The organism is Paenibacillus sp. FSL R10-2748 (assembly GCF_038005565.1).
In the GTDB taxonomy this organism is placed as follows: Bacteria; Bacillota; Bacilli; order Paenibacillales; family Paenibacillaceae; genus Paenibacillus; species Paenibacillus polymyxa_B.
This window is the reverse complement of record NZ_JBBOTK010000001.1, coordinates 874,424-890,291: the sequence shown is the minus strand read 5'-3', so window position 1 is coordinate 890,291 and position 15,868 is coordinate 874,424. Positions and strand designations below refer to the sequence as shown.

The 15,868-nt window shown below is 42.5% G+C and carries 11 protein-coding genes and 1 pseudogene; 10 read left to right on the top strand and 2 right to left on the bottom strand.

Annotated features, from left to right (window positions below):
* Positions 1-20: 20 nt before the first annotated feature.
* The 8 genes from NSS66_RS04215 to NSS66_RS04180 all read left to right on the top strand — a co-directional run bounded on the left by NSS66_RS04215 (position 21) and on the right by NSS66_RS04180 (position 6,618).
* The gene (locus NSS66_RS04215) at positions 21-578 is read left to right on the top strand and encodes a hypothetical protein (protein ID WP_023987726.1); all 558 of its coding nucleotides are present in this window, start codon (positions 21-23) and stop codon (positions 576-578) included.
* Between the two features lie 250 nt (positions 579-828).
* The gene (locus NSS66_RS04210; protein WP_071558992.1) at positions 829-1,542 is read left to right on the top strand and encodes an HAD family hydrolase; all 714 of its coding nucleotides are present in this window, start codon (positions 829-831) and stop codon (positions 1,540-1,542) included.
* Positions 1,539-2,126, top strand: a complete 588-nt coding sequence (locus NSS66_RS04205; protein ID WP_071558991.1) for a GNAT family N-acetyltransferase — start codon at positions 1,539-1,541, stop codon at positions 2,124-2,126. The genes NSS66_RS04210 and NSS66_RS04205 overlap by 4 nt, the downstream gene beginning before the upstream one ends.
* Before the next feature lie 223 nt (positions 2,127-2,349).
* Positions 2,350-2,832, top strand: a complete 483-nt coding sequence (locus tag NSS66_RS04200; RefSeq protein WP_071558990.1) for a ribosomal maturation YjgA family protein — start codon at positions 2,350-2,352, stop codon at positions 2,830-2,832.
* A 60-nt stretch (positions 2,833-2,892) separates the two neighbouring features.
* Complete coding sequence (locus NSS66_RS04195; protein WP_340958595.1) at positions 2,893-4,104, top strand: rhamnogalacturonan acetylesterase; 1,212 nt, start codon at positions 2,893-2,895, stop codon at positions 4,102-4,104.
* Positions 4,105-4,219: 115 nt separating this feature from the next.
* Positions 4,220-5,164 (top strand): class I SAM-dependent methyltransferase, encoded by a 945-nt coding sequence (locus NSS66_RS04190; RefSeq protein ID WP_053324944.1) that lies wholly within the window; start codon positions 4,220-4,222, stop codon positions 5,162-5,164.
* 309 nt (positions 5,165-5,473) lie between these two features.
* Positions 5,474-6,031, top strand: a complete 558-nt coding sequence (locus NSS66_RS04185; protein WP_023987734.1) for a hypothetical protein — start codon at positions 5,474-5,476, stop codon at positions 6,029-6,031.
* Positions 6,032-6,057: 26 nt separating this feature from the next.
* The gene (locus NSS66_RS04180; protein WP_310167649.1) at positions 6,058-6,618 is read left to right on the top strand and encodes a GNAT family N-acetyltransferase; all 561 of its coding nucleotides are present in this window, start codon (positions 6,058-6,060) and stop codon (positions 6,616-6,618) included.
* 2 nt (positions 6,619-6,620) lie between these two features.
* Here NSS66_RS04180 and NSS66_RS04175 read toward each other — a convergent pair whose 3' ends face one another.
* Both NSS66_RS04175 and NSS66_RS04170 read right to left on the bottom strand, forming a co-directional pair.
* Positions 6,621-6,962 (bottom strand): GIY-YIG nuclease family protein, encoded by a 342-nt coding sequence (locus tag NSS66_RS04175; protein ID WP_053324945.1) that lies wholly within the window; start codon positions 6,960-6,962, stop codon positions 6,621-6,623.
* A gap of 155 nt (positions 6,963-7,117) precedes the next feature.
* Positions 7,118-7,876, bottom strand: a complete 759-nt coding sequence (locus NSS66_RS04170; RefSeq protein ID WP_069080684.1) for a DUF2087 domain-containing protein — start codon at positions 7,874-7,876, stop codon at positions 7,118-7,120.
* A gap of 346 nt (positions 7,877-8,222) precedes the next feature.
* Here NSS66_RS04170 and NSS66_RS04165 point away from each other — a divergent pair, with 346 nt between their 5' ends.
* Entirely contained in the window at positions 8,223-10,235 is a 2,013-nt protein-coding gene (locus tag NSS66_RS04165; RefSeq protein ID WP_340958493.1) for a fibronectin type III domain-containing protein, read from the top strand.
* Positions 10,236-10,331: 96 nt separating this feature from the next.
* Positions 10,332-15,523, top strand: a pseudogene (locus tag NSS66_RS04160) (RHS repeat-associated core domain-containing protein); the annotation flags it as partial.
* Between the last annotated feature and the right edge of the window lie 345 nt (positions 15,524-15,868).

Genomic DNA, 15,868 nt, shown 5'->3' with positions numbered 1-15,868 from the left:
TGCTGAGGAGTCGATAAGAGATGGATATCGCTTATATCATAGATTTATTACGTAAACACGATGTGACCCTAGCTCCAGGCTTATCCATACAAGAGGTTACCGACGTCGAAGACAGGTATGATATTCACTTCCCGCCCGATTTGAGGGAGCTTCTGATGAGTGTTCTTCCCATCGGTAAAGGCTTTATCCCTTGGAGAGATACGTCACCACAGCGGATGGGTGTAATTCGGCAAAGGTTGAATTGGCCACTGGAAGGTATGATTTTTGATGTAGAGCAGCATATATTCTGGCCTCCCGAATGGGGCGAAAAACCGACAGATTCGGCGGAAGCCGTTGATATATGTAAACGTGAGTTTTTACGTGTGCCCAAGCTAATCCCGATCAACGGACATCGATATATCCCAGAGCAGCCATCTGAAGAAGGAAATCCGGTATTTTCAGTGTATCAAACGGATATTATCGTGTATGGGGAATGTTTGCAGGAGTATTTCAAGCTGGAATTTGGGGAGAAGCCTTATGAACAAATTGATTTTAATGCCGTAAAAAAAGTGCGTTTTTGGAGCAACTTGTGTGAGTGAGTGTCAGGAAGATGAATAAGTCGAAACGAAGGAAGGGGAGCATGATGTGAAGGTGGAGCAGGATTTGGAAGAAATCAAAGAAAGGTTGACCCAGATCGAGATCAAACTGGAACAAAAGTCGACCTCCAAGAGAATCTTGAAGTACATGATCATCGTTTTCTTGTCTGTTTTTTTTCTTTTATTTCTAATAGGAATTATTCAATTTGTTTCAGCCTAATCGGTGCAAGAAGATGAAGGAAGGGAGCTATTTATGTCCATAGAAGCGATTATTTTTGATCTGGATAATACTCTTATTCATCGTAAACAGGCGTTTGCGGCATATACAGAGCGCTTTATTGAACGATTTATTGTGGCAGAAGAACCGGCGAGCCGCGCGGCTGTTGTTGAACAGATACGTTTGGCGGATCAGGACGGGTACCGGGATAAGAGGGAACTGTATACCGAGCTGCATGCAGACTTGGAACTGAAAAATTCCGATACGTCAGTACAAGAGATGCTGGGCTTTTGGTATGGTGAATTTCATAAGTTTACGGTGTTGATGGACGGGGCCAAGGAAGTGTTGTCCGAACTGCGGTCGCGTGGCTTGAAGCTGGGTATTATTACCAACGGCTCACTCCGCACGCAGCAAGCGAAAATCGACCGAGTTATGCTGAGGGATTATGTGGATTCTATTATCGTATCGGGCGGCGTCAACATCCAGAAGCCTAATCCTCGAATTTTCGAGTTGGCTCTGAATGAGCTGGACATTGTCGATCCCGGCCATGCCTGTTATGTAGGCGATCACCCGACAAATGATATTCGTGGTGCACAAAGTGCAGGATTGCATACCATCTGGCTGGAAGGCTTTATGACGTGGCAGGAAACAGGCATTGTACCGGATTATCAGATTGGGAGTTTGCGTGAAATCACAGGTTGGCTGGATCGTCGCAGTTATTCAACGAATAAGGAGGAGGGTGCATCATGAGTATGGAGCAGCAACCGAATCCCATTCTCTTATCGTTCCCTGACCAATTCCAGACGGAGCGATTGACCATACGCGCTCCGCAATGGGGGGATGGGGCGGCAGTCAATGAGGCGATACGAGAGAGTGCGAATGAACTGCGGCCTTGGCTTCCGTTTGCAAGAAATCTTCCTACGGCAGAGGAATCTGAAATCCGTTCGCGCCAAGCCAGACTTAAATTTCTGGATCGGTCTGATATGATGTTGTATATATTTGATACGGTTTCGGGAGAATTTGTAGCCAGCAGCGGTCTGCATCGTATTGATTGGGATGCACGAAGATTTGAAATTGGGTATTGGCTCAGAACATCATGGACCGGAAAAGGCATTATAACAGAGGCCGTACACGGTATTACCGATTTTTCCATACAGCATTTGCATGCCAATCGGGTGGAGATTCGTTGTGATTCCAGAAACACGCGCAGCGCCAAGGTAGCGGAACGTGCAGGTTTTACACTGGAGGGGATTTTAAGAAACGTCGAGTATGATGAAGAGGGAAGCATGGTACACCAAATGGTTTTTGCCAAGGTGCGTGGTATTGAATTTTAGTATCCTCACACGAACAGTTTGGAAGTTGCTGATACGTTTGTACGATATTACGGAGGCTCATTATGATTAATTATATTATGAAAAATACAGACAAGTTGGTGTGCATACAATATGACATCAGCAAAAGGTTCAGCAATCTTGCAAGCGCTATCCAAGAGAGGATGCTTTACGAATTTCCAGCAGCTTGGCGGAGATGTCCCAGCATTAGGACAGGTGATTTAGCATGAGGAGCGTTCGTAAGAGCGTCATTAGGAAGGCCAATCGGGAAATAAAGGGGAAATTCCGCTGGAAGGCTCGCGCTGCGTACCTAATTGCTGTGCTGGTCACGATCTTGTTGGGTTTGGGAAGCCGGGTTTACTCCTCCCGGTTGCCTGAATTCGTTGCTGATCACTTTGGGGATGCCTTGTGGGCGTGCATGATTTATTTTGGGCTGAGAATGTTGTGGGTGAATCGTCAATTGTCTGTAGCCCTGTGGGGCAGCTTGCTGTTTTGCTTCGCCATTGAGTTCAGCCAGATGTACCAGGCTCCCTGGATTAACCATATTCGGGCAACGACGCTGGGCGGCCTGGTGCTTGGGAAAGGGTTCCTAACCGCGGATCTGATCAGGTACACGGTTGGCATTGTGGTATCCTGGGCACTGGACCAAGGCTGTCAAAAGCTGGCGGGGATCAATACACGTATAGACAATGATAAACCACTCAAATAACCTGAAAAGCGAGGGTTGCGCTTGAAACAAAAGGGAAAGCGTCACAGGTTGTTCGGTAAGATGATTGGATTATGCGCAGGGTTCAGCTTGTTGTTTGCAACCATACTTATCCCAGGGCAGGCACTGGCCGAAAGACAGCTTGCGGCGCCTCTTCGATTTGACTTTGGCCCTGGGAACGTAGCTGACGGCTACACCCAAGTCACTGCCAAGGATGTTTACACGCCTGAGCGAGGCTATGGATTTACCGATCTTTCCAAAGTGAATGAAGAGGATCGTGGTGGAAGTGATGCTTTACGCTCAGATTTTGTTCGTGTTCAAGGATCATCATTTGTCGTCAATTTACCACCTGCGGATTACACGCTTTCTCTAATTGCCGGAGATACTGCCGGAAACACAGACATTACGGTTAAAGCCGAGTCCATCGTCAAGGTAGAACCTACTGCCAAAACAGCAGGACAATTTGTCGAGGCTGGATTTGAACTTGCACTCATCGATGGTCAGCTCGAATTGTATTTCTCAGGTAATGAAGCGAAGATTAACGCTTTGGTTATTACTCCAAAGGATGCTCGAACGGCTGGAGAACACCCTTCGGTATACCTTGCGGGAGATTCTACGGTTCAAACCTATAAATCCGCGATGAAGCCTCAGGCGGGCTGGGGGCAAAAGATTGCTCCGTTCTTCACAGATGAGCCTATTTTTGTGAACCGTTCTATTGGTGGACGAAGCACGAAAACCTTTCTGGTACAAGGGCGGTTAGATGATATTTTACGCAATATCCGTCCAGGAGATTATCTGCTCATACAGTTTGGGCATAATGATGCCGCGATCAACAACCAAGAGCGTTATGTTTCACCCGCGGATTACAAAGTTTACTTAAAAACCTACATCCAAGGAGCCATCCAACGCGGTGCAACGCCTGTGCTAATTACTCCTGTTGGCCGCCGGGATTATGATGCGGCAAGTGTCTCGTTTCGAATTAGTTTCCCGGAATATGTGCAGGCCATGAAGGAAACAGCATCGGAGACAAATGTTGCACTGGTCGATCTTAGCCGCTTGAGTGTAGCGTACTATGATACACTTGGCCTGGAAGGAACACTCCCGTTATTTTTACATGTGGAGCCAGGGGTGTATCCTGCATTTCCTGATGGAGTGAAGGATGATACACATTTTCAGGAATACGGTGCGGAGCAAATAGCTCGGCTGGTAGCTCAGGGAATACGTGAGTTGAATATTCCTTTATCCTCTTATGTACAGGCGGAAGATTCGCAATAAAACATTATTTCCATAGTCATGGTATACTTAGAAAATAAGCTGGCCCTACCCAAAGATAGCATTGCTTAGGCTTGGGTAGGGCTTTAATGTTCTGGATCTTAAGGAGGAAGCGAGAATGACAGTCGCTCAACTTCATAATCTTATTAACGATCAACTCCTGTACAATCAGCATCGGAGTTTATTTTATATGCGCGAGGGTTCTGTTCTGTTAGGACCTTCAACGGAAATGACGTACTGGCTGACGCAGAGAAGCTCGGAACTGATCCTCATGCTTCAAAGCTTGAAGCGCCAGCATACGTATAATGCTTTTGTGACGGATGTAGCGGCTAAAATACTGTCCCAGTTTGTAATTACCAATCAGTATCTACATTTTCACACAGATCATGCGAGGGAGCTTACGGAGCTGTATGATCGACTTTTCACCCGGATTGAAAAGTTGTTCCAGAAGAAATTCATAGATAGAGCAACCCTGGACTTGCTGCTCCAGCAGCATTACGGGCATTTGAGAGATTTTTTAACTCGTACCAATGGACGTGAAATGTTTGCTAAGTATGCAGAGTGTGAGTATACCTTTTGGATACCTTGTGAGGAGTATACGCCAGAGTTGCAAGCCAATCTACTGGGATTGGACATTGCTCGTTTGCAAGAGCCTGTTCTAGACGTGGGTTGCGGATCTGAGGCACGGTTAGTTACTTATTTACGTGCCTGTGGAATTGAGGCTTACGGAACAGATCGGTTGGCTGAAACAGAAGGTTGTGTCACTCAAGGAGATTGGTTAGAGATCACCTTTGGAGAACGTGCATGGGGGACGATCATTTCACATATGGCATTCTCCAATCATTTTATACATCATCATCTGAAGGCAGATGGTAATATTCATGAATATGCTCGCAAATATATGGAATTGCTTAGAGCCATTCGGCCAGGAGGGAGTTTTATTTACAGTCCGTGCCTTCCGTTTATGGAAGAGCTTTTGGATGCCCGAAGGGGTTATCAAGTAGAGTATATTCAGTCATCTGAAGGTTACAGGGCCACGAAAATAACGCGTATACATTCATAAGCGCGAGTAGTAGTCTATTCATTTGTCAGATTCATTCTTGGAATGGTAGTATAAGGATAGATATTACTCTATTTGGGATTCTGTTAATGATAGAGATTCTCATGACGCTAATTTGACACCATTAGAGGATGATCATTAGCAGCATGGCTGCCATGAATAATAATGATTAGCCTACGGATAACGGAATTTTCAGGAAAGATTAAACCATATTTTCCTAAAAGCCGATATATGGGAATGAGGCGAGAACATACTGTTATTATACCCGCCCGAAAATGGATGTATATAATTTGGGTTAGGAGAGTAGAAGAAGTGTCAGATCTGTATACGAAAAAAGAAGTAGAAGATTATGTAACGAACGTGGTTTTCGAACGACCTTTAGGTGTAAGCATTTCAGCCATTTTATTGATCTTTAATGGAGCACTTCTGTTGGTGACCCAGCTATTGACGCTTAATGCATTAAATGAGGCTTCTACGTTAGTAGGCATTTGTAGGGGCATGTTTCAAGGGTTTATCGCGTTACTCGGTTTGGCAGGGACGACTGCCGGTGTCGGCATGTTATTTGGTAAGAAGTGGGCTTGGTGGCTGGCAGTATTTTATTTTACATATGAGACCATGCGTTATACGTGTGCAATTCTGTTTATTCCGGATGTCCCTCCAACGTTGGGCGGTGTACAGCTAAACCCTGCTCTATACTACGTAAAATATGGTATGCGTATTATTTGGAATTTGTTGTTTACGTTGTTCATGTGTCGTAGTAAAGTGACTGTTTTTTTTCAAACAAGTGAAAGCAACAAGTGGAGAGCATGTATTGTATTATTCTTCATAAATGGAGTGATGGTTGGGATTGGCTGGTGGCTGATAAGATAGGTTCTTCGATGTGAAGGAGATGGATAATGTCAATGGAAACGTTTCCGATTTTAGAAACCGATAGGCTTCGTTTAAGACAGCTTACAGTAGGGGATGCGGAGGATGTGTTCGGCTATTTCTCCAAGGATGAGGTCACACAATATTATGACTTGGAAAGCTTTACAGAGGTAGAGCAAGCCGAAAAATTTATTCGTTCGATGCTAACCAGATATGAGAAGCAAGAGGGCTTTCGTTGGGGGATTACGTTAAAAAAAGCTCCTGAGCGGATCGTGGGTACAATTGGATTTCATAACTGGCAGAAGAAGCACTCCCGTATTGAAATCGGCTATGAGCTGGCACCGGAATATTGGCGGCAAGGTCTGATGACGGAGGCGATGAAGGTGGTCGTGGATTATGGCTTTCATTTGCCGCAGGTTCACCGTATAGAAGCCTTCATTGATCCAGATAACGAAGGCTCCAAACGGCTGCTACTCAAAAGTGGCTTTACTAAAGAGGGTCACCTGAGAGACTATTTTTATGAAAAAGGTCAATTTGTCGACGCTGTTATTTTTGGATACCTTCGGGAAGAGCATCCCGTGGATCGGTAAGTTTACAAATACCCTTTGTCCCCGTAAGGCTGGAGTCGATCAAGCCAGGTCTGCTCCAGCTTTGCTAGTGCATCTTTGACATCAAAGAACGCTGAGTCCTTTTTCTTCAAAACGTCCAGCACTTCAAATTCAAACGAATCTTCGCCATACTCATTCCATTCCTGTTGTAGTTGTTTATTCTTAAATCCACCCATGTTCAGCTCAAAACGCCGTCCATTCAGCGACTTTAAATTCAGCGTGGAAGAGACGAAAATTTTCCCATTACGTGTATTTCGAATGCAATAGATTCCTGCCTCTGTCTTCATCTCCATGTACTGCTGCACCAATTCTTTTCTTCGATTCATTGTCGAATCCTCCTATTTGAGCATTTTGCATAAATCCCAAGAGCATTTTCAAATCAGCAATGTATAGATCGAAACGATTTAGTTCGTCTATATATTGTACCTACGAGCGTTGGGAATCGAATTATGCAAATTGCTGATTTCATAAACGTTGAGATTCAAGATTCCTTCAACCAATATTCACTGCCATCCGGCTTACGATCCAATAGATTGTATTCAATCATATATCTTCGCACCGTGACATAATCGTCATATACTTCCTGTAAAATCGCATTGATATCTTTCTCATGATATATTTGTCCCTTTACAAAACGGTCCGCAATTTCACGCAGCACAATCAGCTTGTGCTTTTCTTGCATTTTAAAGGTCTTTAGGCGTCCGTCTGTCCCATTCGGAAAATACTTCGTGAGTACCTTTTGCCGCTCGTTTTCCGTAATGTTGTAGCGTTCGTCCACCATCCGTGCTCCTATGGGTACTTCTACAATGGCGGGAGCGTGGCGGTCCTTCTCCTTTAGCAGCTCCATTAATGTGAGAAATACCTTGGCCTGCCGTTCTTTTTCTTTGAGACCAAAGCGATGATTACGTATGGTGGATGCGCTACCGATTCCAGTTTCCTTTTGAATATCCGCATCGCCCATGCCTTGATAAAATAACTGAAGCAACCGATTCTGATGATCCGTCAGTCCAGTCAGCTTTTTGTCCAGACCGATCAAATAGTCAAAGACTGAACCATACGTCCGCTGAATATGAAGTCGCATATACCGCTCTGCGTCATAAAATACCCCTTGATCCTGATATATGATGCCTTGCTCATATCGCTGTCCGTCCAGCAGGCAAATGACCTGCTCTTCTTGGCGAATATATCCTCGCTTCAGTTCTTCGATACCAGCATTCCAGAATAGTTCGGAATGATCCATTTTAGCAAACACCTCAATTAAATGATGATTATTTTATAGACAATATAACATTTTGTTTATTTTAAATCAATGAGTGGGATGATTCTTAAAGTATACTGGATATTCAAATTCATATAATGTTTAAAAAAGGATGTTATTGTTTTAAACATAATTTATGGCAATTTAAAAATATTTATATATTTTTCTTTATTTCGACAATCTTCGCTATATACAAATTTAATACGACATTGTTATCATATGTAAATCAAAATACATTTTTCTGAAAGAGGGCGAAATATGATTGAATTATAAATTATTTTTAATTTTATTATTCTTCTAACTAGGCATTACCACTATATGCAGGAGGATGATTTTAAAAATGCAATTTTTTTTAAACGAAATGAGGCAGCGAGGGAAAGGAAAGAATGCTAAACAATTCTTTTTAATCATGCTTTGCTTATCTGTTTTTTTATCTCCATGGAGCGTAGCTGTGTTTCCTCAAGCAGTAGTGTCAGCAGCATTTACGGGTGGAATACCAGATCTGTATCCACCACCAGACAGAGGAGGATCAATTGGGCCTCCTGAAGAAAAGCCAACGCCTTCAGAACCATCATCTACACATGAAACTGTAACGTTGTCGGATGGTTCGATTGTACATGTACAGGCAAGTTCCCCTTATATCAATTTCATTCGAAATAATGTAGTCGTTTATTCCAAAAATCTTGGGGCTGCATTATCGGTTAAATTTTACAATGTCTCGGTATCTTCCAATGCTATAACGGTAAATTACTTTTATATAAATGAGTGGAATGGATCCAAATCCTCAGGAACTTTTACATACTCAGGAATTGTCTTAACCACTCCAGCCAGTCCACACATAAGTTCCAATATTACAGGGATGACGAATCAAAATGTTCTTATCCAATTGGATAGTGTACCTGCTAATTCTAAAAGCGAGTACAAAATCGGTGTGAACGGTACGTGGACTCCATATAGTAATCCATTTCAGGTGTCTGAAAACACTACTATTTTTGCTCGTTATACAGATAAATACGGAAACCTCAGCACTGAGAATTCATTGGTGATTAGCAACATTGATAAAGCACCACCTGCCCCACCGTCATTTAGTAATAGCCCTCCGAATGAAGTAGCAAATAATATCAGAGTGACAATCAACTATCCTACTGATGCAGCGAGAAGGGAATACCGTGTCAATCAAAGCGAATGGAAGGTGTATAACTCTCCCATTGATGTAAATGAGTATGGAACGCGAATACAGGCACGCGCAACAGATAGTGCCGGAAATGTGTCGCAAGTTACGGAATCGGTAATAAATTTGATTAATAGAACGCCAGTAACGATTAAGGGCATTCCAGCTACCACGATTGAAATGGATGAGGGAGCCTCAAATAAAGATTTATCCGAATATTTTACAGACCCTGACCAGCAGCAGCTTCAATATTCGGGTACAAATTCCAACTCAGTCGTAGTCATCCACCAATTGGTCAAGGACTCAAGGGGGAATACCTCACTACTGAATTTGCAGCCCCAAAGTTCGGGAGAATCGACGATAACCATAACAGCTACAGACCCGTTAGGTAAGTCTGTATCGCAGAATTTTGTTGTAAAAGTTTTGGATACCAAATATATAGAACAATTGGCCAAAGCTGAAGCAGCGGTGGCACAAGCAGAGACAACTCAATTACAGACGGATGTAAATACAGCTATAGAGTTAATAAACGAACTTCGTGATCAGGACAAGGGCAAGCTTGTTGAAAGAGTAGTAGCAATACAAAAAATCATTGATGCAAAAGCTGCCTATACTGAGCAATTGGCTATAGCTACGCACGCAGTTGAAAAAGCGGAAGCTTCAAAATTACAAACTGAGATTAATATGGCTCGCACTTTACTAGTGCATCTCAATGATGCAGACAAACAACAGCTTAACGACCGATTAGATCGTATACCAGCTATTGATGATTTGCCCAAGGATATAACAAGTCCTTCCAAAGCTAAAAAGTTAACCGGCTCCAGGCCTGCACCGAACAGCATTGTTTTAACATGGGAAGCATCTACCGATGATGTTGGAGTCGTTAGCTATGATGTGTATCGTGATAGTCAAATGATAGGTAATACCGGAGAATTAACCTTTCAAGTGAACCAGTTAGAGCCTCAGAAAATTTACAGGTTTGCAGTAAAAGCCAGGGATGCGGCTGGAAACTATTCGGAGTTTAGCAATAGTGTCAAAAGCGGCTTATCCAGAAAATATAAATATATTTATGATGCTAATGGAAGGCTTGAGCATATTGAACAGGATGGTCAGGTTGTTTTCCAATATCAATATGACTCTAATGGTAACCTGATACAGATCATAAAGTGAGCAGTTCCCAATAAATGATATGTAATACAATTTAAAGTCGGGAATGGAGAGAAGAACTTGCGATTTAGAACAGTAAGACGTCATATAGCGATAATCATGATTATTACATTTATTTTTGGCACAATTAGCGGCCTTGTTCCTCCAAATGTATTCGGTGCAGGGAAGGACAATTCGCAATATTCGGCGGATCAAATGGCTGCCCGATTTGGAGTCACATCATCTTTTCTTTCGGAACAGTTAAAGAAAGGTTATTCATTAAATCAAATTTATACAGCGTTATATATGGCTGAACAGGATCATATAAGCTACGATCAGGCAGTAGCTTCGTTATTTCCTTCAGAGGAAAACCAATCACAGACTGTAACAAGTGACGTATATAATAAGCTATCGGATGCTCCACTAGATAACCTGATTTCTCATAGTGTTACAGATGATGTTTATCCAACTGATGATTCTGTTCCTACGAACAAAGTCACTGAAGATGTATATAAGACGGATTTCCTGAAACTAAATCTCATGGCGAATGTGCCACAGCTTCCACCTATTAGAGAGGAAGCGCCCGTTTACAATAAATCTTCCTTTAATGAAGCACCTTATTCTGTTGGCGACGATAAAGAATCAATATCCACTTTATCAGGTAGCTTATCGCTGCAAAACACAGATTTAACTCTGCCTGGACGAAACGGACTGGGCTTTTCTTTGACGCGTCAATATGATACAAATCGTGCTCAATTTTTTGACAAAGGCGCTGAAATTGTTGACAACAGTGCTGCTGTGCAAAATTATTATGTCTACTTTAAGGCGATGATGAAACCTGTTATCAAGTCGTACAAGGTAGCCTATCAGCAAAAAAGATGGGTGCAAGAGGACACAGACGGTGATGGGAATGTTGATGTGAATACCTATAATCTTCAGCCGGAAACCAAAGTTATAGGCACATACACAACCTATGAAGCTGCTAGTCAAGCAGCGGGACAAAAAATAACCTATACTACAGCTCCGGAGTCCAGAGTAGAAAAGGACTCTCAAACGGGAAAATGGGAGAAGGCTTTTCCTGATTCAATAAAGTACAGCAAAGATGGATTTACAGGAACCTTAAACAAAGATGGACAAGCTAGAGTCATCAAGGGATCATATACAGCTCCAAGTTTTAAAAATGTATTCGGGGAACAATGTAGTGTTATGAATACGTTCTTTTATGATAGCGCTGGAAATATAACACGGAATTATCCAAGTGGTTCGTCATGTGGAGACTCTAAATTACATTACGACAGGGATTCATATGAAGGGGATTTGTCCTTAACAGGTATGATTGTTCCTCAAAGATGCCCTAGCTTTTCTCCTGGTAGAATCATGTGTAGCGAGTACGGAACAGCGTATTATTCAGGAACAGTGTTCAATAAGGGAACTGCTGATACCCGAGAATGGAGGCAAGATTATAGCGGAACCGTTACTAAGCCCGGTTATACCAGCGATATTGGTTATAGCGAGTGGACTAGCAACGGAAAAGGCGGAAGGACAAGAACGGCCTTTACCATGGAGGGCTCACCGCAAATTGAAACGATTGTTTCAGAGGGGCTCGAAACGGCTGTTCGTCGGCAGACTGCCCTGTTCACAACGATTGCTGAGGCTGAGTTCTATAGGGATTTAATTAACAGTAATCCTCAGACTGAAATTCCGAGTGACGATGGGAATAAATATTATATTGCAGCAGATGCGGACGCTACCGTTTTTGCTGAGATTGTAGCCTATCAACCTTCATTTATTTTTCAAAACCGTACCTATCCTGCCATGGAAGATCAATTGAGCCCTCTTGGCAAGGGGTGGTCCTGGAATTTACCTTATGTAGAAACCAAGGAGGGCAAGCAGTACATACACTTGGGGGATGGTGGCAGCTATGAAATTGAGGGCGACCAGCTCAAAGGTTACGACTGGAAAGGACTAAGCTTTACTCCTGATACTTCAGTAACAGTTAATGGAGAAAATTCATCAAATGTATTAACTTCTGTTGATGGAACGAAAAAACAATATTTCTCCAAAGACGGGCAGTTGCTACAAATTGAAGATGCATATCATAACACGATAAAGTTCAATTATGAACTCAATGCTACTTATAAACGCAAATTGCTTAGTAAGGTAGAAGATGCAATCGACAACTCGATTGATATTCAATATACGGCTTCAGACGTTACTTTGTCTAAAGGAAACCGCACAGTTGTCTATCATAAACATACAGAACAAGGTGTTGAATTACTGGATTCAGTTACAGATGCCGAAGGCAGAAAAACGACATATTCCTATACATTGGCACCTGCCAAGTTTAATTTGAGTGCGTCACATCCAGAAAGACAAATCTCTAATCCGTACGCTTTGTTAACCAAAGTATTTCATCCTACTGGAGCCTCTACTTTGTATACTTACGAAGACCAGCCAGTAAAACGCTATATTGGCTCCAATTCGGTAAACGAGGCATATCGAGCGGTCTCACGTGTAGATCAAATCACATATCAAAATAATCAAACGGAAAACTATAATCAGGAAACGATTCATTATAATTCTGATATGGGTGAGAGCTACGTGAAAGATACTTCGTTCTCTACTGTAACAGACAATGGATTAGTTCGTTCGACCTTCAATTATACTAAAAAGTTTATTAGTGCAGACACGCCACCACAGTATTACCTGGATCAATCTGTGGTTAAAGCAGGAGATTCTGAAAAGAGCACAGCTTATCAATACGGTAAGCAGGTGACAGGCAAAGCCTATACCGTACCTGTTCCAACGCGTACCTCGTCCAGCAATAATCAAAATGGAGACGTTTTGACAACGGCTGCTGAATATGATGATTACGGTAATATGACAAGCTCAGTGGATGAAAAAGGTTCACAAACTGCGTATACGTATGACGACAAGCATAGGATTAAAACCATTACAGAACCGATTGATTCTAACAGCACTGGAGTTACAGAGTACACTCGAAACCCGCAGGGGAAAGTAACACAAGCCATCGTCTCCAAGGATCATTCCGGGGGAGAATTACTACAAAAAGTAAATTATTCGGGTATCGATGCTTACGGAAATACAACCGTTCAGACGATTGCGAACGGTAACAAGTCCGTGACTACAACAACGGAATACAGTGGTGGCTACGATCATGCTTTTCCAACGAAACAAAGTGTGGAGGTTACAAATATTGATGGAGAAAAATCCACAGTAACCATTCAGTCAGATTATGATAAATCAACTGGTTTAATCACTTCCTCGTTGGATGGGAAAGGTCAGAAAACCGGGTATCAATACGATGCTCTTGACCGCGTAAAGGCTGTAACTTATCCGGACGGTAAAAGTATCCATGTAGCCTACGATGATCTCGAGAACACCGTAACGGTGACTAACGAGTTGGGTATACGAACAAAGTCACGTTACAATGCTTTGGGCTGGAATATCGAGTCAGGATTGTTCGAAGGTAACGATTACGTGATCAAGTCCAAGTCAGCTTATGACGCTAACGGAAGATTAGTGTCCAGTGAAGATGCACTTGGGCATCTGACACGATATGGCTATGACGCTTGGAGCCGTACAACCTCGACAGCCTATGCGGACGGTTCAGAAGCAGGAGTTAAGTATGATGATGCTCTACGTCAAGTAACTCAGCGAGATGGTGAGCTTAATGAACAAATTCAAATCTACGATAAATGGAACCGTCTGGTGCAAAATAAAGAAAAATCAGCAATGGACGGTAACGAGAAAATAACTTCCAAGATAGAGTATGATGCTGTCAACGACCAGATTTTAAAACAAACCGATGCCAATGGTAATGAGACTCAATTTTCATATAATGCCTTGGGTGACCAAACATCTGTGACGGAGCCCAACGGTGAAACGACGAAGTACACTTACGATATGCTGGGCAATCTCACTCAGATCACATATCCGGATGGTCATGCCAAGGTGAAGGCGTATGATGAATTGGGTAGAGTGATTCAAACCAAGGATGGAAAAACCAGGTAGAGAAGCGTTATTTTGATACCAATGGGAACTTATCCAAGAAAACAGATCGCAACGGGAACGTCACTTCATTTGAATACGATAGCCGTAATCGCTTGAAGTCGCGTATAGGAAAAGATGAGACGGTCAGCTACGTATATGATGCTGCGGGCAAACGCCTAAGTATGACAGATCAGACGGGTACAACATCCTATGCATATGATCCGTATACGGAGCAATTAGATACCTTGTCTTACCCGGGTGGTCTAAAGCTCTCCAATCAGTATGATGCTAATGGGAATCGAGCTGAAATGACAGGACCATTTGGCGAGCAAGTAAACTACACGTATGATCAATTGAATAGACTGAAGACCGTAGGTAGCACAAAAGATAAGCCTGTTTCGGAATATTCCTATACCAAAAATGGATTGCTGGATTCAACAGTATCTGCAAATGGTTATCGCCAGCAAAACAAATATAATGGGATTGAGTTAGTTGAATTAAAGCACACACGATCTGATGCGGAAACGAACAGCTTTCAATATAGCTACGATCCAGGTAAGAATATTACGAAACGTACTCAAAATGGTGTAGAGGATACCTTTACTTACGATAAGCTGAATCGGATTGCTACCTCCACCGAAAATCAGGATGCTTATTCGTATGATGCCAGAGGGAATCGTCTTACGATGGAAACGGAGAGAACTCCTCATACGAAGCCGCGTGAGAATCGCTTCGACGATCAGAACCGATTGACTCAAGTCAAGGCCGATGGAAAGCTCGTAGAGTACCAATACAACGGGGATGGGTTACTGACAGACCGTATACAGGACGGCGTTCATATCCGTTACTACTATGATGGAAACAGTGCTCAAATTATAGCAGAAGCTACGATTGAAAATGGAAAACCTGTTTTAAAAGCCAATTATATTCGAGGTCTGAAATTAGAGGCTATAGCCTATGCGGATCAAACCAAAGCCTATCCCGTCTATAATGGTCACGGAGATATTATTGAAATCAGGGATTCCTCCGGAGCGTTGCTGAATCAATATCAATATGATATCTGGGGCAATGAAGAGGTCAAGGAAGAAAAAGTCCACAACCCATTCCGGTATTCAGGCGAATTATGGGATGATACAACGGAATTACAATACCTTCGCGCCAGATGGTATGATCCTGATAGTGGAAGGTTTATTAATGAGGATGCGTATCAAGGAGAGCAGAATAATCCGTCAAGTTTAAATTTGTATACGTATGTCCAAAACAATCCATTGATTTATATTGATCCTAGCGGGCATTATATTTCAACTGGACCATTGGAACAGTTTAAATATGAATTAGAACTAGCTATGAAGGACGTACATTCTAAAAAGCAGGCCGATTATTGGCTGTGGAGAGAAGAAATAGGTAGTATTTTTGCTCCTGTTTATAATGACAATAACAATGAATTTAAATTTTTATTTGGGTTAGCGACCCAAACAAGCCCTTATGGAAATAGTAAAAAGAAGGCGGATTGGGCTAAGAGTTACCTACTAGAGGCTTATAGTGCTTATATCACAGGATATGTTTATGAATCTTCGGGTCTTGTTGGTACTGTGGGCACGATGTTTGGTCCTAGTAATAATAGGGGGGCGGGAAATGCTTTT